We start from the raw sequence: 19,905 nt of genomic DNA on the forward strand, positions 1-19,905 counted from the left end.
TGTTGTTCAAGCACCCCGAGGGAGGCCCACCGCTCTCCCTCATACAAGTTGACGATTTAAGAGGAAAAACCCATCAGGGAAGGTGGCCGTACTCACGGGCCGGAGTCGATGCGCACCTCGGCGACGTCGCGCAGGCGCACCCAGGCGCCGTTGGCTGCGGTCAGGATCAGCTCGCCGATGGCCTCGACGCTCTCGCGCTCCTCGGCGGCCAGGCGCACCAGGATGTCGTAGCGCTCGTTGCCCTGGATGACCTGACCCGCCTCGACACCGCCGATGGCGTCCTCCACCAGCGCCATGACCTGGGCGACCGGAATGCCGAAGCGCGCGAGCCGGTCGCGGTCCGGGCGCACCACCAACTGCGATTCGCCGGCGATCGGCTCCAGGGCCACGTCGCGGGTGCCGGGCACGGCGCGCACCAGCGCCTCGATCCGCGCGCCATAGTCCGAGAGTTGCTCCAGATCCGGCCCGAACAGCTTGACCGCGAGCTGGGCTTTGACGCCCGAGAGCAGCTCGTCGACGCGGGTGGCGATGGGCTGGGAGAAGGAGAACAGGAGCCCAGGATGGACCGACAAGGCCGCTTCCATCGTTTCCTGCAACGCCGGGCGCGTCACTGCCGTGGTCCACTCGCCCTGGGGTTTGAGCCCGACATAGAGCTCGATGTTGGAGACCGGCTCCGGATCGCCGCCGAGCTCGGCGCGGCCGATGCGGCTGGAGACATAAGTCACCTCGGGGAAGGTCATCAGGATCGGCTCCAGCTGCGCGGCCACCTCCAGGGCCGTGGCCAGACTCGACGAGGGCGCCAGGGTCACCCGGATGTTGAGCGTGCCCTCCTCGAGCTCGGGTACGAACTCGGTGCCGAGCCGCGGGATCAGCAGGATGCTCACCGCGAACAGCACCAGCGCCGCGGCCACCACCAGCCAGCGCACCCGCAGCGCCCCGCGCAGCAGCCAGCCGTAGCCGCGCTCCAGCGCTTGCAGCAGCGGATTCGGGCGCGACGCGAGCGGGCGGCGGAACAGATAACTCGCCAGCGCCGGCACCACCGTCAAGGCCACCAGCACCGAGGCGAGCATGGCCAGCACGATGGCGACGGCCATGGGCGTGAACAGCTTGGCCTCGACCCCTTGCAGCGTCAGCAAGGGCGCGAAGACGATGACGACGACACCGACGGCGAAGAACACCGGCCGACCGACCTCGCGTGCGGCCTCTTCGATGCGCAGCGCCACGCCGCCTTCGACCTTGCCCTTGACCGCACTGTCGCCGCGCGAGAGGTGCGTGAAGATGTTGTCCATCATCACCACCGAGCCATCCACCATCATGCCGATGGCGATGGCCAGCCCGCCGAGGGACATCAGGTTTGCCGAGAGCCCCCACCAAGCCATGACCACCAGCGCCAGCAGCACGCTGAGCGGGATCGAAATCAACACCAGCAGGGTCGCGCGCAGGTTGAGCAGGAACAGCGCCAAGACGATGACGATCAGGACGAACGCCTGGGCGAGTGCGCCGGTGACGGTGGCGACCGCCCGCTCCACCAGCTCCGACTGGTCGTAGAAGGCCTCGATCACCACGCCCTCGGGCAGCGCCTGCTGAATGGCCGGCAGCCGCGCCTTGACCCCGTCGATCGTAGCCTTGGTGTTGGCGCCCATACGCTTGAGCACGATGCCGACGACGACCTCGCCCAAGGCCCGTGAGCTGCCGTCCTCGGAACGCACGCTCATGGTCACCGCGCCCTGGCGGATCTCGGGGCCGAAGGCCACCTCGGCCACATCCCGCACCCGCACCGGCACGCCATCGACGTCCTTGAGCGGGGTGTTGCCGATGTCGCGCAGACCGTCCTCGCCGGGGCGTACCCAGCCGACCCCGCGGATGGTCAGCTGCTCGGCGCCGCGGTCCAGATACCAGCCGCCGGCGTTGCGGTTGCCGGACTCGATGGCGCTGGCCAGGTCGGCCATGGTCAGGTCGTAGGCGAGCAGCCGCTTGGAGTCGGCCAGCACCTGGTATTGGCGCACATCGCCGCCGAAGGACAACACGTCGGTGACGCCCTCCACCGGCATCAGCAGCAGCTTGACCACCCAGTCGTTGAGACTGCGCAGCGCCATGGCGTCGAAGCGCGCCGGATCTTGGGCGCGCAGGACGTACTGAAACACCTGCCCCAGACCCGAGGTGTTGGGACCCATCTCCGGCGTGCCGACGCCGGGCGGGATTTGCTCCTTCGCATCCTGCAGACGCTCGAAGACGAGCTGCCTGGCAAAGTAGATGTCGGTGCCCTCGGCGAACACCACGGTGACGATCGACAGCCCGGTCTTGGAGATGGAGCGCACCTCCTCGACGTCCGGCAGCGCATACATCACCGCCTCGATCGGGAAGCTGATGAGCTGCTCCACCTCCTCGGCCGCGAGCCCCGGGGCCTCGGTGTTGACCGTGACCTGGATATTGGTCACATCCGGGAAGGCATCGAGCTTGAGCCGCGGCAGGATCAGCGCGGTCGCACCCAGAAAGACCGCCAGCGCGAGCAGCACCAGCAGGCGGTTGCGGACCGCCGCCTCGACGAGTTTGTCCAGCATCCTTGCGCCCTCAGTGGTTGTGCGGATCGAAGCCGCCCTTGGCGAGCTCCGATTGCAGGAAGAAGGCACCTTGGGTCACCACGCGCGTCCCCGCGGGAAGGCCGGTGATGGCCGTCAGCCCGCCGGCGGTGTGCAACGGCACGACCTCCACGGGGCGGAAGGTCGCCTCGTCTTCGGCGACGAAGACCTGCCAGTCGCCGTCCGGGGCGCGCAGCACTGCCGTCTCGGGCAACGCCAGCACCGGCTCGCCGGGCTCGGCGAGCAGCGTCACATCGACGAAGGTGCCGGGATGCAGTCGGTGCTCGGGGTCGGGCACGGCGATACGCACGCCGCGGGTGCGGGTCGCCTCGTCGAGCAGGTGATGGATCTGCACCACCTGTCCATCAAGCCAAACCTCCCCGTCGGCGATGCGCGCCGCATCCTTGATCGACGCGCGCGCGGCCTCCTCCGGCGGCAAACGGGCCTCGACCCAGCGTACGGCCTCGTCGGTGATCTCGAACAGCATACGACCGGGCTCGACCAGCTCCCCGAGCACGAAGTCATCGGCGACCACCGTCCCGCCGCTCGGCGCGAGCAGGTCGAAGGTACCGTCCGCCGTGCCCGATTCGGCTGCCGCCAGGGCGTCGGCCTGTGCCCGGGTCATGCCGAACGCGAGCACGCGCCAGAGCGCCTTGTCCCGCGCGACGCGCGCCTGCAGGTGCTCGCGCTCGGAGACGAAATTGTCGCCCTTGAGCTGGCGCAGGCGCTGCCACTCCCGCTCGGCCACCACGAAGTCGCCCTGGGCGTCGGCCATCTCGGGGCTGGACAGGGTCACCAGCGGCTGTCCGGCCGGGACCGCGTCGCCGAGCCGGGCATGCCGGGCCACCACCTGAGCGGCGATGCGCGGGGTCACGCGCGAGGTGGCATAGGCGTTGGCGCGCACCTCGCCGGGGGCACGGATCGCCGCTGCCAGCGGGCGCGGTTGCAGCACCCGGGTCTCGAGCTTCAGCGCTCGGCGCTGCGCGGGCGACAACCGGACGTCGTTCGGGGCTTCGCCCTCTTCGGCGTGGTCGTCATGGCCCGCGTGGGCGTCTTCGTCGTGCGCGTCCTCGCCGGACGCGCGTTCGTCCCGTGCGTCGGGCTCGGCCGCCGAGCCGGCGGTTGTGTCATGTATCTCGCGGTCGTCGTGGGCATGAGCACCGTGGTCGGCGTGATCGCCATCGGGGTCTGCCGAGTGATCGTGCGTCGCGCCCGATGCGGCGGGCCGGACGTCGCCCGCAGCGGTGCCGGATCGGGATACGTCGGCTGCAGCGGGCTTGGCCGGCGTGGCGAGTATGGGCTCGGAGAGTGCCGGCGTCGCGAGCGCGGCGACAAGAGCTGCCGCCACGGGGGTCAGCAACCGAGAAATGGCCGGACGGCGAGCGCGATACAGTACGCGCCCGTCGCGGTTGGAGAGAAAGGTCATTGGGAAGCACCCTGATTCCGGTGATCTCTGGAGGCCGAACCTCGGGCACGGCCGTGGAGAAGAGAATCGGGCTAGAGACGCGGAGGTTCTCTCGGAGGGCTTGGGTAGAGCGTCGTCAGGCGGACATGCCGCACGAAGGAGAAGCGTTCGGTATCGCGCAATAGACTCAGCGCGTCGCTGCGCGTCTCCAGCGCAATCAGGTGCGCGGCCGCGTGGCAGTGGTGGTCACAATGGCCATCGTCGAGGATCGACTGGGCATGCGGGTCACCGATCGCAGACGCCGTTGGCTCGGGCACGACCTGGGTGTAGGCCCACGTCAGAGACGAGCCTAAAATCAACAGAATGGCTAAGATCGCGGTGAGTCGCCGCAGCATGGTTTTGGTTACCTGTGCACTACAGCGAGGAATTGGGGGCTAACAGGACACCAGTCAAGCCGGTTACTCGAGTCGGTTGTCCGGCGTGCTTGCTGCCAACCATCTTCAGGATGCCCTGAGCGTGCGAGTTTTCCGTTTCGCGACAGATCAGTGCGTATCCTCCGCCGGCTCGGCATCCCGATCGGCGGTTGTCTCCGGCATTTCGAACGTCAGGGTAGCCTGGCGGACACCGCGGCCGAAGAGGCCGCTGACCTCGAAGTGCAGGCCGCTCCACCGGACCGAATCCCCGAGCACCGGCGGTCGGCCGAGCTCGCTTAGGATCAGCCCGGAGACGGTGTCGATCTCGGGGTGCTCGAGCTCGCGCCCGATCAGGTCGCCGAGGGTGTCCAGGCGCACCGTGCCTTGGACCTGGTAGCCCGCGGTGCCGACCGGTAAGACGTCCGGGACGTCCTCGACACCCTCCTCGATATCTCCGACGGCCTCGGCGCAGATGTCTTCCATGGTGAGGATGCCCGCGGTCCCGCCGTGCTCGTCCATGACCACGATCATCTGGTTGTGCACCCGGTCCATTGCTGCGAGGACATCGTCCAAGGTCGCGGTTTCGGGCAGGTAAGCGGTCTCTCGGACCACTGCGGGATCGAGGCCAGCACCGGCACGCAGCAGCGTCATCAGATCCTTGATGTGAATGGTCCCGATGATCTGGTCGAGACTACCCTCGTAGACCGGGTAGCGGGTGTGGCGATGCCGATGCAGGATCTCGCGGAGCATGGCGTCGGTTGCCCCGACCGGGATCCCGCTCGCGCGCACCCGCGGCACCATCGCCTGTACGGCTGCGATCTCGCTGAAATCGGCAAGCTCGAGGAAGATCCGACCGCTCTCCTCGCTCAAAAGGCCGCTCTCTTGGCTCTCGCGGGCGAGCGACTCCAGCTCGTCCTGGCCGAGGTAATGGGCCGCGCTGCGTCCGCGCTTGAAGCCGACCAGGCCAAGCAGGAGGTTGCCGGTCAGATTGAGCGCGCGGACCAAGGGATAGAGGATCAAGCCGATCACCAACATCGGCGGTGTGACCCACATGGCAACCGTCATGGGCCGGGTCAGCGCAAGTGCCTTGGGGACCATCTCGCCCAAGACGATATGCAGATAGGTGATCGCCGTGATGGCCAGCACCGCCGCGAGCCCATGCGCCGTCACGAGCGCGCCCAGGTCAGTGAATCCCGCAAGCAGAAGCCATTCCTCGAAGTATCCGGCCAGGGTGTGCTCGCCGTACATCCCCAGACCCAGGCTTGCGAAGGTAATGCCGAGCTGGGCCGTGGCGACGTAGCGATCGAGTCGCGCCGGGTCGTCGAGGATGCGGGCGATCCGCCGTGCGAGCGCATCGCCTGCCTCCGCCCGCGCGGCCATTGCGGCGCGCGAGGTGCCGATGATGGCGAACTCGGCGGCGACAAAGAGTCCGTTGAGGGCCACCAAGGCCATGATGACGATCAGGACGATCCAGAGCTCATGCATGCTCGTCTCCCGATGCGCCGCCGACGACACGAACCATGACGGATGCGATCGCCGGTCCGTCCATCTCCTCGATCTCGAACGCAAGGCCGATCACCTCCAGCCTGTCGCCCGCCTCCGGGATGTTGCCGAGCTGCTCGAGCAACCAGCCGGCGAGGGTCTCGGCTTGACTGTCGTGCCAAACGGCCGGGTCGGTGTAGGGGCGTGCCCAATCGATCGCTTCATCGAGCGGGAGACGTCCGGGTAGGCGCCAACGGTCGTCGTCGAGCTGCTCGGGGGCAAGCTCGCTGTTGGATTTGAACTCGTCCGACAGCTCGCCGATCAGCTCCCGAACGATGTCTTCCAGGCTGATGAGCCCCTCGACGTCGCCGTACTCGCTCACCACAAGCGCAATGCGGGCGCGCCGATCACGCATCTGTCCCAGCACCCGATCCAGGGTCAATCGGTTCGGCAGCGCCAGGAGCGGACGGACCAGGGGTTGCAGGGCGAGGATCTCGCGCCCGTCGGCGGTCGCAATCGCCAGATCCTTGACATGGATGAAGCCGCGCACATTGTCGAGCCCGTCCCGGTGGACCACCAAGCGGGTGTAGGGCGACGCGTCGATCTCGGCCAAGAGTTGATCGAGCGGTGCGGCCAGATCCAGACTCGCGATCTGTCGCCGAGGCACCATGAACTGACGCACCGTGTGGCGGCTCAGGCGAAGCACCTCGCGCAGACGCTTGCTCGCCTTGGCCTCCAACATCCCGCCCTCGTTGCTCTCGCGAATTAGGAGCTCGATCTCGTCCGGAGAATGGACATGTCGATGGCTGACCTCCGGGTCGATGCCGAACCTCCTGAGAATCAGGTTGCCGCTCCCGTTGAGCAGTCCGATGAAGGGATAAAACAAGACCAAGGACCAGCGCATCGGCAGGTAGGTGTACATCGCCGTCCCGACCGGGTATTGCAGGGCGACCGTCTTGGGGATCAGCTCACCGAGCACGACCTGGGTCGAGGTCAGTACCACCAGCACGATGGTCGCCGACAAGGCGTACGCGCCCACCGTCTCCATCCCCCAGTCCGAGACCAGGAGTGCACCGAGCGCAATGGCGATCGTCGCCTGTCCGAAGGCACCGAGGATCAGGCTGGAGAGCGTGATCCCGATCTGGCAGGTGGCGATGTAGCGATCCAGGCGCGTCGTGTCTTTGACGATGGGCAAGAGCGCCGCGGCGAGCCGATGACCCTGCCGGGCAAAATGCTCGACGCGACTGGCTCGAGCACCCACGATCGCGAACTCGGCCGCGACATAGAGCGCATTGATCAGGATCAGAAGGCCGACGACGAGAAACATCCAGGCGCTCATCGGGCGGCTCCGGCAGGGCGGGGATGCCGGCTCGAACGGCGAGGTGCTGGGTCGGTCGGGCGCTGTGGGGTGGGGATCAAGCCCGGACTGTGGGGGTCCGCGGAGTCGGCATCGTCGGGCTCGCCGACGACGAGCAGGGGTGTGTGGTTCATGGCCGAGAGTATATCAGGCAAGCATGGGGGGGCAAACGTCGTCGCGTGTGCACCCGAATCGGCCGAATACGGCTTCGGCCGACCCGAGCGCTTGGTTTCAGGATCCGGCGCCGGTCTGTTTCGAAAGCGCGCGGCCGTCCAGGAACTGCAAGGTTCCCACCCCCAGTAGGCCGCCGATGACCATGACCAGATAGATGACGGTGACCGGTTGTTCCATCAGGGCAAAGCCCAGGAGGCCGAGACCGGCACTCAGCTCCAGGAGTCCATTCGGCCAGCGCACCATCCTGCGCGGGCCGACCGTGACTGCGCCCTTCGGCGTGCGCACGAAGGGGCTGCGGTAACCGAGCAGGGCCTCCAGGCCGGCGCGGGCGTTGGAGAGGAGGAGCCCGGTGGTCAGGAAGAGTGCACCGAAGACCTCGGTTGCCGTTGCGCGGGCTCCGGAGCGGATGCCCGAGAGTGTCAGGAAGCCGATGGGTGCGGCGAAGCCGAGCATCGAGGTGAGGATCGCGACTCGGCTCAGTACCTCGCCGGGGATCGCCGCGCCGGCGATGAAGGGCAGTCCCAAGACCACGCAGACAGCACCGATCAGGAACGCCAGGGGTTGCCCGAGCTGGAAGCTGATCATGACCTTCTGCCAGCGCGGCAGCACAGGACTGGCCCAGATCATCGGCAGCAGCTTCACGAAGCACTGAGCGAATCCCTTGGTCCAGCGAAACTGTTGGGTCCGCCAGGCGCGTACCGAGACGGGCAGCACGCCGGGGACCGGCAGGTCCTTCATGAACAGGGAGCGCCAGCCGCGCAGACGGGCCCGCAAACTCAGATCCAGGTCCTCCGTGAGCGTGTCTCCCTGCCAGCCGCCGGCGTCCTCGATCGCGCGGCGACGCCAGACGCCGCAGGTTCCGTTGAAGGGGACCGGCAGACCCAGGCGCCAACGCGCCTCCTGCTCGACCTGGAAGTGCGAATCGAGCAGGCGCGCCTGCGTGCGGGTCAGCAGACTGTCGTCCCGGTTGATGTGTGCCCAGCGGGCTTGGACGTAGGCGAGATCGGGCTGCGCGAGCAAGGGGTCGATGATCTTGCGCAAGAAATCCGACGGCGGCATAAAATCGGCGTCGAAGATGGCCACGAACTCCGCATCCGAGCGCTCGAGGCCGGCCGCCAGCGCACCGGCCTTGAAGGCGGTGCGTTTGATTCGATGCAGGAGCTCGATCTGGACACCTTCGCGACGCAGCTTGGCGACGGCCCGCTGGCTGAGCGACAGCGAAAACTCGTCGGTACTGTCGTCGAGCACCTGGATCTGCAAACGGTCTCTCGGCCAATCCAGGGCCATCACGGCCTCGAGGACGCGATCGACCAGCTCGCCCTCGTTGAAGAGCGGGAGCTGAACCAGCACCGTCGGGAGCGGGCTGCCGGTCGGTGCCGTCGCGAGGAGACGTCGAGCCGGCATCAACAGACGCGCGAGCATGAGTCCGAGAAGATTGAGCGATGACATCGCCAGGAGGATCAAGCCAAGCGTCAGGAGCAGCTCGACAATCGGTTCCGCTGCGAGCATGTGAATATGTCCGTAGGATCTGAATCGGTTATAAGAATTAGGTTGGCCGGTCGGCCGGCAGCGAGGGCAACGGGGCGAGCGTATGGCTAAGACCCCGGCAAGGACGTCTCGATTCGTGTTGCGGGTTCGGATCCTTCGCCGACCATCCGACTGATCGGCGGCTCCGGTCGTTCGCGCGACAGGATAGAGCGAGCCGTGTCGCGACGGCAAGAGCCGCATCGCGTTGCGTGTCTCGCTCGCTCCGCGAACGGCCGTCGGGCGATGAACGGACGGATGCGAACGGGGTCCAGGGATTAGAATCAGATCTTGGAATCAAGCGGCTATCCTCCGCGCAGGCACCGGACATGCTCGATCTCATGCAGCAGATCGCCGTGCGTTTCGCACCGGCGCGCGCCTTCTTCATCGGCCTCTCCGTTGTCGGAGCATTGGCCGCGGGGATTTCTTTGGTCGCATTCGAGGCGGCGGAGGGGGACTTGGTCCTATTTCCCGCCTTGGTCGTCCTTCTTTGGGCCGTGCTCGGGGTGGTCTTCATCGATCTGTTTGCCCGTATCCCGAGGGCTCCCGAGGCGGGCGGCGGCTGGCGCCGATGGATGCGGGGGATGTTGCGAAGGCTCTACTGGCTTCTTGCCATGGGCTTCTTGATCCTGGGCTTGATCGCCGTGGACGTCAGTTTCTCCATCGCGCGCGAGTGGTTGAACGACAGGGCGCCGATCGGTTAAGCCAAGTGAGGATGCCGGCCTGCGCCGCGTGCAGCGCAGGCCGGATCTTAGGATCAGCCTTCGACCTGTTGGATGCCGGCAATATGCCAGTCGCCCTCGGCGCCGTCCCAACGATGCTGGACATGCCAGATCTCGCTGAAGGGATCGGCCGCGCCCTTCTCGTCCTCGCGGATCAGGCCGGAAAAGAGCACGCTCGCCACCACGAGATCACCCTCGCGACGCACCCCGATCAGCTCGGCGTTCAGGCGCACGACCTCGGTGGATTGACTCCCTTCGGTCTTGAGACGCTCGCGCTGCAGATCCGCGAAGAGCTCGGGCGTCATGTATTCGCGGATACCGTCGAAGTCGGCTTGGTCCCAAGACGCCTGAAGATTGATGAAGTGAGACTTCGCACCTTCCAGGAAGCCGGCGCCGTCGAACCAGCTCGGTGACTGGTTGTCGCCGGCCACCGGGCCGCCCTGAGCGCCCATGCCCGGATGCAGGATGCCGCTGTCCGCCTGTCCGCGGCGCTCGTAGGCCGGAGCGGATCCGGCGTGCGGGAATCCGCCGCCCACACCGGCCGCGGCCATCGCCGGTTTGGCCTGATTACGCTTCCACATCCGGAACAGCATGAAGCCCCCGACCGCAAGCAGCGCGATCAGCAGGAAGTCCATGATCTGGAACCCCTCGAAGCCGTCGCCGAAGAACATGGAGGCCAGCAGACCGCCGGCGGCAAGACCGGCCAAGGGTCCGAGCCAACGGCTCGCACCGCTCGCCGGGCGTTGGCCGGCAGCGGCTTGTGCTGCATTGGGCTGGGCCGGACGTTGCGCCGTCGCAGCGGGTTGAGCTTGGCGTTGCATCCCGCTGGACTGCTTGCCGAGGTTCATGCCGCCGCCCATGCGCTTGGCCTCGACATCGGCCGGGACGGATAGAACGGTGACCGCGATCACGGCGACGGCCGCGGTTATGAGTGTTTTGAATCTCATACGAGTCGGGACTCCTCGGTGGGTGAGTTGACGTGATGACTGTGACTATTCGGAACTCGACGTTAACCCTTTAGGATCCGGGCTGCGCCGCGAAAAACAATTCGAACCTAACCGCCCCAACCGCCGGATTCACCGAACCTCGGCGTGCCCGGCACCGCGCGGATCGCTCGCGGCCTTCACCTGCCCGTTCGCGCGATCCCAGAGGATCGCCTGCATGTCCCCGATGGGACGGATCAGCAGCTCGAGCCGGTGCCCCATCGCCGTGAGATCGCGTTGTTCAGCCGGGCTCAGTGCACCCGACTCGAATTCGAGCCGGTCCGGAAGATACTGATGGTGGATCCGGGGCTGCGCGATCCAGTCCTCGAGCGGGACCCCGTCGACGGCTCCCAAGATGCCCTGCAGCACCATGGTGATGATGCGACTTCCGCCGGGTGTGCCCAGGATGGCGACCGTCTCGGGCGACTCCAGAAAGGTCGGCGACATGCTCGAGAGCATGCGCTTGCCGGGGGCGATGGCGTTGGCCTCGCCGCCGACCAAGCCGTAGGCGTTCGCGACGCCGGGTTGTGCCGAAAAATCGTCCATCTCGTCGTTCAGCAAGACACCCGTGTCCGGCGGGACGAATCCGGAGCCGAAGGGATAGTTGATGCTGAGTGTCGCCGCAACCCGGTTGCCTTCGCGATCGAGGATCGAGAAATGGGTGGTGTCACGGCCCTCGGAGGCGGTCGCAGCGGTCTCGGCGGTCGTGCTCGGGGTGGCACGGGTTGGATCGAAATCGCGAATTAGGCCGGCCGCATAGTGCGGATGGGTCAGGCGCTCGATCGGCATCTCCACGTGATCGGGGTCGCCGAGATAGCGTGCTCGGTCGCGATAGGCCCGGCGCATCGACTCGACGAGCGCATGGGCCCGAGCGGTGCCGGACTCCGGCTGCGGCTCGATCGCGGCGAGCATGTTGAGGATTTGGACCAGCAATACGCCCCCGGAGGAGGGCGGCGCGGCGCTGACGAGACGCCAGCCGCGGAAGCTCGCGACGATCGGCTCGCGCTCCACGGCACGGTATTCGGCAAGGTCCTCGAGCGTCCAGATTCCGCCCGCGGCACGCACGCCGGACACTAGGCGATCCGCGGTCTCGCCGGCATAGAAACCCGTATGGCCGCCGCTTGCGAGCCTTTCCAGGGTGTCGGCTAGATCGGGCTGGCGCAGACGATGTCCGCGAGGCGGCACCTCGTCGTCGACCAGAAACTGCGCGGCGGCTGCCGGCGAGGCCCGGAGCGCGGACAGGCGCAATGCAGCTACCCGTCGATAGCCGTCCCCGATCTCGAAACCGTCGCGCGCCAGAGCAATGGACGGAGCGAGGGTCTGCGCCAACGGCAGGCGTCCGTAGCCCTCGGCGAGCTGCACGAGCGCGGCCGGTGTGCCGGGGATACCCGCCGACAGTGGCCCGACAAGGGCGGACTCGGGGACGAACTGCCCGGCGTCGTCGAGAAAGAGATCGCGATGTGCCGCCAGCGGTGCACGCTCGCGTCCGTCGAGCATGGTTTCGCGGCAGTCCTCCGCGCGATGAATCAGCCAGAAACCACCGCCGCCGATCCCGGAGCCGTAGGGCTCGACGACGGCCAAGGCGGCGGTGACCGCGACGGCAGCATCGAAGGCGTTGCCTCCGGCGTCGAGGATCTTCAGCCCGGCCTCGGTCGCCAAGGGATGAGCCGAGGCGATCGCGGCCTGATCGGGACGCACGCCCCGTGGATCGCAGGCGGCTCCGACCCCCGTAGATACAAGCAGGAGCGTCGCGATCCACGCGCCGCCGCGCCACAGGGCGCGGCGGCGGCTTGCGGCGCTTCGGGCGACGTCAGCTCTCGCCGGTGATGTGCTCATACTTGGCCCGAAGCTCCTCCTCGGTCTCTTCGTGGTCCGGGTCCTTGATGATGCAGTCGACCGGGCAGACCTCGACACACTGGGAGGTCTCGTAGTGGCCGACACACTCTGTGCAGAGCGCGGGGTCGATCACGTAGATCTCGTCGCCTTGCGAGATGGCGCCGTTCGGGCACTCGGGCTCGCACACATCGCAGTTGATGCATTCGTCGGTGATGATCAGTGACATGAAATCACTCCTGGTCGAGGGGTTAGGTTGGCTGAGCCCAACGGGCTGTATGGGGTTGCGCGGATCTTATCCAAACCGCTCTTTCAGTGCAGCCTGCACCGCAGGTGCGACAAAGGTCGAGACATCCCCGCCGAGCCTTGCGATCTCGCGCACCAGCGAGGAGGAGATGTAGGAGTAGGTCTCGGCCGGCGTCAGGAACAGGGTCTCGATGTCCGGGGCCATGCGTCGGTTCATGCCGGCCAGCTGGAACTCGTACTCGAAGTCCGAGACCGCACGCAAGCCACGCATGATGACGCTGACGCCGAGTTGCCTGGCGAACTCCACGAGGAGCCCCTGAAAGGGCACGATCTCGACGTTCTCGCGGGGCCCGAGCGCCTCTCGAACCAGGGCTACCCGCTCGTCGGTCGAGAACAGCGGCGCCTTGCCCGTATCCACGGCCACGGCCACGATCACACGGTCGAACAGACGCGCGGCACGCAGGATCAGATCGGTATGACCATTGGTGACGGGATCGAATGTCCCCGGATAAACCACGCGTCGCAAACCCGTTTCCTCGCTCGGATGAAGTGCCCGGAGCCCCCGGGCCGTCGGCGGCCCGCACAATACCACAGCGCAGGCTCGGGTAGGAGTCAGGCGGCTTCGGCATCCGAGCCGACGATCACGAGCCCGTAGCGCACCTGACCGGCCGTCTTGTCCCGAACGAGATCCCAGCCCGCCGGAAGATCCGGAAACCCGCTGCGCGCCGGGGCCTCCAGATAGACGCGACTGCCCGGTTTGAGCCAGCCCCGGTGGGCCAGACGCTCGATCGCGGGCGCCCAGAGTGCCTCCGCGAAGGGCGGGTCGAGGAAGACGATATCGAACGGCGGGCCCGAGCCCTCGAGCCAGCGGATCGCATCGCCGTGCAGGACCCGGATATCTTCGGCGCCCAGTCGACTGGCGTTCGCTTCGAGCTGGCGCGCGACTGCTCCGGACTGCTCGATCAAGACGACCTCGCCCGCACCGCGCGATACGGCCTCGAATCCGAGCGCGCCGCTTCCTGCAAAGGCATCGAGACAGCGCGCGCCGGGAATCACGGGTGCCAGCCAGTTGAACAGGGTCTCGCGCACGCGATCGGACGTCGGCCGCAGCCCCGTCTCGCTCGGGATCGGCAGGCGGCGGCCGCGGTAGCGACCGCCGATGATGCGCAGCTCGCCTCTAGCCTTCGCCACCGACACCTGCGGTTTGCTCCGTGCTGCCCCCGACCACCACGATGGCCAGCCGATCCGGATCGAGCCGACGCGAAAAGGCATCCTTGATCTGCTCGGCCGTCACCGCCTCGATGCGGTCGGTGAAGCGGTCGAGATAGTCCAGCGGCAGGTCGTAGAAGCCGATGACGGCGAGATACCCGACGATGTCGGAGTTGCTTGCGATCCGCAGCGGGAAGCCGCCGGTGATGTTCTTCTTCGCCGCGGTCAGCTCCGCCTCGCTCGGTCCCGACGCGATGAAGCGGCGCAGGGTGTCGAGCATGACCTCGCGTGCCTGGTCGGCCTGATCGTTCTTGGTCTGCAGGCCCATCAGGAAGGGGCCGGGCTGCGCCAAGGGCAGGAAATAGCTGTAGGTGCTGTAGGAGAGTCCGCGCTTTTCGCGGATCTCCTCCATCAGCAGGGAGACCAGGCCGCTGCCCCCGAGGATGTGGTTGCCCACGTAGAGTGTGAAATAGTCCGGGTCGCCGCGACGCATGCCGGGCTGGCCCGCCACCACGGTGGTCTGACTGGACGGGAAGGTGATCTGCTCCGTCACCGCGACATCCAGATCGGCCACGCCCGGCAGCGGCGCCAAACGCTCGCCCTTCGGAAGGCCGGCGGTGATCCGGTCCGCGAGCGCCTCGGCCTGCGGGCGGTCAAGCGCGCCGACGATCGCCACCAACGCGTTCGCCCCGGTGTAGTGGCGCCGATGGAAGTCGACCAGATCCTCTCGCGTGATCGCCGTAACCGTCTCGGCCGTGCCGGACGGGTCGGCCGCGTAGGGATGGCTGCCGAAGATCTTGCGATAGAGCGCCTTCTGCCCGACGGTGCGCGGCGACTCCTCGTCCTGACGCAGCGCGATGAGCCGATTGCGGCGCTCCCGCTCGAGATCCGCATCGGCAAAGGTCGGGGCGCTCACCAGGGTTGCGAGCGTCTCCACGGCCGTGTCCATCGCAGGCTGCCGGGTCAGGGTGCGCAGCGACACCGAGGTCTTGTCCCGATCCGCGCTTGCGCCGAGCTTGGCACCGACATCCTCGATCCTGACGGCGATCGCGTCGGCGTCCCAGTCACCAGCGCCCTGAGTCAGCATATCCGCCGTCATGGACGCCAGGCCCGAGCGCTCGCCGTCGCGGGCGCTGCCGGCGTCGAAGACCAGATTCACGTCGACCATCGGCAGCTCTGGCGAGGCGACGAAGAGCACGCGCGCGCCGCTTGCGGCCTGCCAAGTCTGGATCTCGGGGGCGGCCTGAAGGTTCCCGGCGGCGCACAGCAGGAGTGCGCTCGACCAGATGGAGAATCGGCGGGGATCAGTGCACATTGGTCTGCATCTCCAGCGCGACCGGTGCGCGCGCGGTTTGGTTGTCGTCCATCGGTTGCGGATCAAGCACGCCGACGGTGAGCTTCTCGGGGACCAGATATTTTTGTGCGACGGCGCGGACCTGCTCGGGCGTGACCGCCGCGAGTCGGTCGACATAGCTATCGGCGAGCTCCCAACCCAGGCCCACCGTCTCCAGCTGTCCGAGGACCATCGCCTGGTAGAAAAGAGAGTCGCGCTCGTAGACCTTGTCCGCGATCAGCTGGTTGCGCACGCGCTCCATCTCGCGCTCGTCGACGAGCTCGGTTCGGACGCGCTCGATCTGCGCGAGCAGCGCCGCCTCGACCTGCTCGATCGTTTGGCCCTTGGCAGGGACGCCGCTCAGCATGAACATGCCGGGCAGGCGATCGAAAGCGCTGTAGCTCGCGCTCGCCGAGGACGCGACCTGACTGCCGCGCACCAGCTCACGCTCCAGACGGGTACTGCTCCCGCCGTCCAGGACCGACGTCAGGACCTCGAAGGCATAGGGCTCCCAGGCCTCTTCGGCGTCGATCAGCGCCGGCGCCTTGTAGCCCATCAAGAGATAGGGCTCTTGTGCGGGCGCCTTCACGACCATGCGTTTCGTCCCCAGCTGCTCGGGCTCGGGTTGCCTCTTGGGCGGGCTGACGCGCTCGGGCACGAGCGGGCCGAAGTGTTTCTCGGCCAATCGAAAGACCTCCTCGGGATCGACATCGCCCGCGACCACCAGGGTCGCATTGTTCGGGGCGTACCAGAGACGGTACCAGTCGCGCAGGTCCTCGACGCTCGCCTGCTCGAGATCGCCGGCCCAGCCGATGACCGGGTTGCGGTAAGGGGAGGCGACGTAGGCGACGGCGTTGAAGCGCTCGAAGGCCAGCGATTGCGGGTTGTCGTCGGTGCGGGTGCGCCGCTCCTCCTTCACGACCTCGAGCTCCTTGGCGAACTCCTCGGCATCCAAGTCGAGATTGCGCATGCGCTCGGCCTCGAGCTCGAGGGCGATCTCCAGGCGGTCGTTCGCGAGCGACTGAAAATAGGCGGTGTAGTCACGCCCGGTGAAGGCGTTTTCCTCCCCGCCGTTCTCCGCGATGATGCGCGAGAACTCGCCCGGGGCGAGCCGCTCGGTGCCCTTGAACATCATGTGCTCGAGCAGGTGCGACACGCCGGTGATCCCGCCGTACTCGTAGCTGGACCCCACCTTGTACCAAACCTGCGAGATGAGGATCGGGGCGCGACGGTCCGGTTTGACGAGGACCTTGAGGCCGTTGTCGAGTGTCTGTTCGTAGACGGTTTGGGTCGCTGCCGGCGCAAGGGCGGGCAGAGAAAGGAGCAAGCTTAGAAGAATTCGGTGCATGGAGACTCCGGTTGGATGCAATCGGAAGGCGGAAGAACCCCGCTGCGGGGAATGTTGGGGCAGAGCCGGGCCTTGGTAGTTCCCGGAGATGACGGTTTGTTAAGGCCGGGGTTGCCCCGGCCCAAGCGGGTGATGTTCGGGCGAGCCTCGGGCGATCTCGTCGCGGCGATCTGATAGCATTGCGTCCACACGGGCGGAGCGGCCTCTTCTGCGGTCGTGTCGCAGTACCCGTCGCGTATTCGACGGATCGCTCGCCTGCCCCTCGCCGTTTCTCTCCCCCTTCAGGCATGTCGTTATGTTCGGTTTCGGAAAAAAGCACAGGAAAGCCGCGTTGCCGGAGTCGGATCAGTCGGCTGCGGCCGAGCCGTCGATCGAATCCGCCGGATCCGACGCGTCGGATCCGGCGGCCGTAGCGTCGTCGGCGCAGATCGGGCGCGCCGTGGCTCGGGTGCCGCCGGAGCCGATCGGCGTGTCGCAGCTCGTTCCGACGCCGGAGCCCGTCCGTGCCGAGCCGGTCAAATCAGAGCCGGTCGAATCCGATCCGCGCCCAAAGCGGGGCGGGTGGTTTCGTTCCAAGCGCCGGGCGGTCGAAGCGGATACGCCGAGCGCCGCCGCGCCGCCCGCTGTGGAGACGCGTGCCCCCGAGCCTCTTGTTGCTCCCGCCCCGGCTCGCGTTCAAGAAGAACCCACGGAAAAGAAATCCGGCGTCTTCTCGCGACTGCGCGAACGCCTGACGCGGACCCGCGAGACATTCGGCGATGGTCTCGGAACGCTCTTCATCGGTCGCAAGCGTATCGACGACGATCTCATGGAGGAGCTGGAAACCCTGCTCCTCACGGCGGATGTCGGTGTCCCCACGACCGCCCGCATCATGGAGGATCTGGCGAGTCGCGTGAAGCGCAAATCGCTCGCCGATCCCCAGGCATTGCTCAAAGCGCTCAAGGGCGAGCTGCGCGCCGTCCTGCAGGCGGCCGATGCGCCGGTCCGTCAGCCTGCACCCGGTCGCCCCCAGGTCATCTTGATGGTCGGCGTCAACGGCGCAGGCAAGACGACGACGATCGGCAAGCTCGCCAAGCGTCTCCAGGAGGAGGGCAACAGCGTCATCCTGGCCGCGGGCGATACCTTCCGCGCCGCGGCGGTCGAGCAGCTCCAGACCTGGGGCGAGCGCAACCGCGTAAGCGTCGTCGCGCAGCAGACCGGTGCGGATTCGGCATCCGTGATCTTCGATGCCCTGCAGGCGGCGACGGCTCGCGGGGCCGATGTGCTGATCGCCGATACGGCCGGTCGGCTGCACACCAAATCCAACCTCATGGAGGAGCTGGCCAAGGTCGCGCGGGTCATGAAGAAGATCGACCCCGAGGCGCCCCACGAGGTGATGCTGGTCGTGGATGCCACGACCGGTCAGAACGCGCTCAGCCAGGCGATCCACTTCCATCAGGCGATCGGCCTGACGGGGATTACGCTGACCAAGCTCGACGGCACCGCAAAGGGCGGAATCCTCTTCGCGATCGCGGACCGTTTGAAGGTGCCCATTCGTTTCATCGGCGTCGGCGAGACCATCGATGATTTGCGCCCCTTCGATGCCGATGAATTCCTCGATGCCTTGCTGAGCTGAGGAGACGGGGCCGTGATCTCCTTCGAGCATGTCTTCAAACGCTACCCGGAGCGCGGCGAGGCCCTGAGCGACCTCAGCTTCGAGATGCAGGCCGGCGAGATGGCCTTCCTCACCGGGCACTCGGGCGCCGGCAAGAGTACCCTGCTCCGTTTGATTGGCTTGCTCGAGCGACCGAGTCGCGGTCAGGTGATCGTCAACGGGCGCAATCTTGCCGCCTTGCCGCGACGCAAGATCCCGTATCACCGTCGCGAGGTCGGCATGATCTTTCAGGATCATCGACTCCTGCCGGATCGCAGCGTCTTCGACAACGTAGCCCTGCCCCTTGTGGTCGCCGGTCTCGGGCACAAGGAGATCGGTCGACGCGTGCGTGCCGCGCTCGATCAGGTCGGCCTGCTCGCGCGCGAGCGCGCCACGCCGGTCGCGCTCTCGGGCGGCGAGCAGCAGCGCGTCGGTATCGCCCGCGCCGTCGTCGGGCGCCCGCCGCTGGTGCTCGCGGACGAGCCGACCGGAAACCTCGATCCCGATCTCTCGCGCGAGATCTTCGGACTCTTCGAGCGTTTTCACCAGGTCGGCGTGACCCTCTTGATCGCGACCCACGATCTGGGTCTGGTCATGTCCATGCCCTACCGAACCATCACCCTCGCCGACGGGCGACTGGCGAACGACTCGGGGACCTGGTGACCATGGCCAAGCCCAAGCTCAACCCAAGGACCGCCAAGCGCAAGCCGCACCGCCGCAGCGGTCCCCGTCTGCTGGACATGCCCGGCCTCTGGGCGAATAGACATCTGCAGAGCGCGGTCGCGACCCTGGGGCGCCTCATGCGCACGCCGCTGCCGACCGGGATGACGGTTGCGGTGATCGGGATCTCGCTGGCCCTGCCCGCCGCGCTCTTCGTCGTGACCGAGAATCTGCGCACCATGGCCGGCGGTTGGGATCAGGCCGCGGCCATTTCGCTGTTTCTCAAACAGGATGTCGACGACGCCGGGGCGGCAAGGCTCGCCGAGCAGTTGCGCGCCCGACCCGAGCTGGCGCAGGTCCATCTGATCAGTCGCGAGCAGGCGCTCAACGAATTTCGAGCACTCGGCGGGTTCGAGGACGCCCTCTCGCAGCTCAAGAGCAACCCCTTGCCGGCGGTCCTGGCGCTTTACCCGCAGGCGGCCTCTTCGGCGCCCGAGCGGCTGCAGGCGCTTCACGACGAGCTGATGACCTTGCCGGAGGCCGATTTCGCCCGAATGGATACCCTCTGGCTGCAACGCTTTCAGGCGATCCTCGACCTGGCTCAGCGTGCGGTTCTGCTGCTCGGCGGGTTGTTGGGTGTCGGTGTCCTGCTGATCGTCGGCAACACCATCCGGCTCGAGATCCTGAACCGACGCATCGAGATCGAGATCATGGAGCTGGTCGGCGCGACGGGCGCCTTCATCCGCCGGCCTTTTCTCTACGCCGGGGCTTGGTACGGGCTGCTCGGCGGCCTGACCGCCTGGTTCCTCGTCACCATCGCCGTGATTCTGCTGCAGCAGCCCGTTTCGCGTCTGGCGACCCTCTATCGCAGCGAGTTTCCGCTCACCGGCCTCGGCCCCCTGGCGATGCTGGTGATCTTCTCCGGGAGCGTGCTCTTCAGCCTGATCGGCAGCTGGATTGCCGTGAACCGTCATTTGCGCGGCGCGGAGCCGGGCTAAACCGCG

The 19,905-nt window shown here is 67.0% G+C and carries 17 protein-coding genes; 4 read left to right on the forward strand and 13 right to left on the reverse strand.

Annotated elements, in window-relative coordinates:
• Positions 1 to 92: 92 nt before the first annotated feature.
• The 6 genes from BLV04_RS22170 to BLV04_RS22195 all read right to left on the reverse strand — a co-directional run bounded on the left by BLV04_RS22170 (position 93) and on the right by BLV04_RS22195 (position 8,919).
• Positions 93 to 2,561: an efflux RND transporter permease subunit gene (locus BLV04_RS22170; RefSeq protein ID WP_093037902.1), complete on the reverse strand. Its 2,469-nt coding sequence runs from the start codon at positions 2,559 to 2,561 to the stop codon at positions 93 to 95.
• A 10-nt stretch (positions 2,562 to 2,571) separates the two neighbouring features.
• The gene (locus tag BLV04_RS22175) at positions 2,572 to 4,005 is read right to left on the reverse strand and encodes an efflux RND transporter periplasmic adaptor subunit (RefSeq protein ID WP_093037905.1); all 1,434 of its coding nucleotides are present in this window, start codon (positions 4,003 to 4,005) and stop codon (positions 2,572 to 2,574) included.
• A 71-nt stretch (positions 4,006 to 4,076) separates the two neighbouring features.
• Positions 4,077 to 4,379 carry a hypothetical protein gene (locus tag BLV04_RS22180; protein ID WP_093037909.1) on the reverse strand — a complete coding sequence of 101 codons (303 nt, stop codon included), beginning with the start codon at positions 4,377 to 4,379 and terminating at the stop codon, positions 4,077 to 4,079.
• A 147-nt stretch (positions 4,380 to 4,526) separates the two neighbouring features.
• Positions 4,527 to 5,882, reverse strand: a complete 1,356-nt coding sequence (locus tag BLV04_RS22185; RefSeq protein ID WP_093037910.1) for a hemolysin family protein — start codon at positions 5,880 to 5,882, stop codon at positions 4,527 to 4,529.
• Complete coding sequence (locus BLV04_RS22190; protein ID WP_093037913.1) at positions 5,875 to 7,218, reverse strand: hemolysin family protein; 1,344 nt, start codon at positions 7,216 to 7,218, stop codon at positions 5,875 to 5,877. Before BLV04_RS22190 ends, BLV04_RS22185 begins: the two co-directional genes overlap by 8 nt.
• Positions 7,219 to 7,467: 249 nt before the next feature.
• Entirely contained in the window at positions 7,468 to 8,919 is a 1,452-nt protein-coding gene (locus BLV04_RS22195; protein WP_093037916.1) for a glycosyltransferase, read from the reverse strand.
• A gap of 344 nt (positions 8,920 to 9,263) precedes the next feature.
• Here BLV04_RS22195 and BLV04_RS22200 point away from each other — a divergent pair, with 344 nt between their 5' ends.
• The gene (locus tag BLV04_RS22200) at positions 9,264 to 9,638 is read left to right on the forward strand and encodes a hypothetical protein (protein ID WP_093037919.1); all 375 of its coding nucleotides are present in this window, start codon (positions 9,264 to 9,266) and stop codon (positions 9,636 to 9,638) included.
• Positions 9,639 to 9,691: 53 nt separating this feature from the next.
• On the opposite strand, the gene BLV04_RS22205 is transcribed toward BLV04_RS22200, so the two are convergent.
• The 7 genes from BLV04_RS22205 to BLV04_RS22235 all read right to left on the reverse strand — a co-directional run bounded on the left by BLV04_RS22205 (position 9,692) and on the right by BLV04_RS22235 (position 16,608).
• Positions 9,692 to 10,603: a Tim44 domain-containing protein gene (locus tag BLV04_RS22205; RefSeq protein WP_093037922.1), complete on the reverse strand. Its 912-nt coding sequence runs from the start codon at positions 10,601 to 10,603 to the stop codon at positions 9,692 to 9,694.
• Positions 10,604 to 10,732: 129 nt separating this feature from the next.
• The gene (ggt, locus tag BLV04_RS22210) at positions 10,733 to 12,475 is read right to left on the reverse strand and encodes a gamma-glutamyltransferase (RefSeq protein WP_093037925.1); all 1,743 of its coding nucleotides are present in this window, start codon (positions 12,473 to 12,475) and stop codon (positions 10,733 to 10,735) included.
• A complete protein-coding gene (locus BLV04_RS22215; protein ID WP_093037928.1) occupies positions 12,450 to 12,701 on the reverse strand; it encodes a YfhL family 4Fe-4S dicluster ferredoxin in 252 nt (83 codons plus the stop codon). The genes ggt and BLV04_RS22215 overlap by 26 nt, the downstream gene beginning before the upstream one ends.
• A 66-nt stretch (positions 12,702 to 12,767) precedes the next feature.
• Positions 12,768 to 13,244, reverse strand: coding sequence for a pantetheine-phosphate adenylyltransferase (gene coaD, locus BLV04_RS22220; RefSeq protein WP_093037933.1), 477 nt, complete (start codon positions 13,242 to 13,244; stop codon positions 12,768 to 12,770).
• Between the two features lie 86 nt (positions 13,245 to 13,330).
• A complete protein-coding gene (rsmD, locus tag BLV04_RS22225) occupies positions 13,331 to 13,909 on the reverse strand; it encodes a 16S rRNA (guanine(966)-N(2))-methyltransferase RsmD (RefSeq protein WP_245731994.1) in 579 nt (192 codons plus the stop codon).
• On the reverse strand, positions 13,896 to 15,242 hold the full coding sequence (locus BLV04_RS22230; protein ID WP_093037939.1) for a M16 family metallopeptidase: 1,347 nt from the start codon (positions 15,240 to 15,242) through the stop codon (positions 13,896 to 13,898). The genes rsmD and BLV04_RS22230 overlap by 14 nt, the downstream gene beginning before the upstream one ends.
• Positions 15,232 to 16,608, reverse strand: a complete 1,377-nt coding sequence (locus tag BLV04_RS22235) for a M16 family metallopeptidase (protein WP_093037942.1) — start codon at positions 16,606 to 16,608, stop codon at positions 15,232 to 15,234. The genes BLV04_RS22230 and BLV04_RS22235 overlap by 11 nt, the downstream gene beginning before the upstream one ends.
• A gap of 295 nt (positions 16,609 to 16,903) precedes the next feature.
• Here BLV04_RS22235 and ftsY point away from each other — a divergent pair, with 295 nt between their 5' ends.
• From ftsY to ftsX, 3 genes are read left to right on the forward strand one after another with little or no spacing between them, the layout of a single operon-like run.
• On the forward strand, positions 16,904 to 18,223 hold the full coding sequence (ftsY, locus tag BLV04_RS22240; RefSeq protein WP_175534759.1) for a signal recognition particle-docking protein FtsY: 1,320 nt from the start codon (positions 16,904 to 16,906) through the stop codon (positions 18,221 to 18,223).
• Between the two features lie 12 nt (positions 18,224 to 18,235).
• Positions 18,236 to 18,904, forward strand: a complete 669-nt coding sequence (ftsE, locus tag BLV04_RS22245) for a cell division ATP-binding protein FtsE (RefSeq protein WP_093037945.1) — start codon at positions 18,236 to 18,238, stop codon at positions 18,902 to 18,904.
• 2 nt (positions 18,905 to 18,906) lie between these two features.
• On the forward strand, positions 18,907 to 19,899 hold the full coding sequence (gene ftsX / locus BLV04_RS22250; RefSeq protein ID WP_093037949.1) for a permease-like cell division protein FtsX: 993 nt from the start codon (positions 18,907 to 18,909) through the stop codon (positions 19,897 to 19,899).
• The last annotated feature ends 6 nt before the right edge of the window (positions 19,900 to 19,905 follow it).

The sequence above is a fragment of the Thiocapsa roseopersicina genome (assembly GCF_900106925.1).
Taxonomy (GTDB): Bacteria; Pseudomonadota; Gammaproteobacteria; order Chromatiales; family Chromatiaceae; genus Thiocapsa; species Thiocapsa roseopersicina.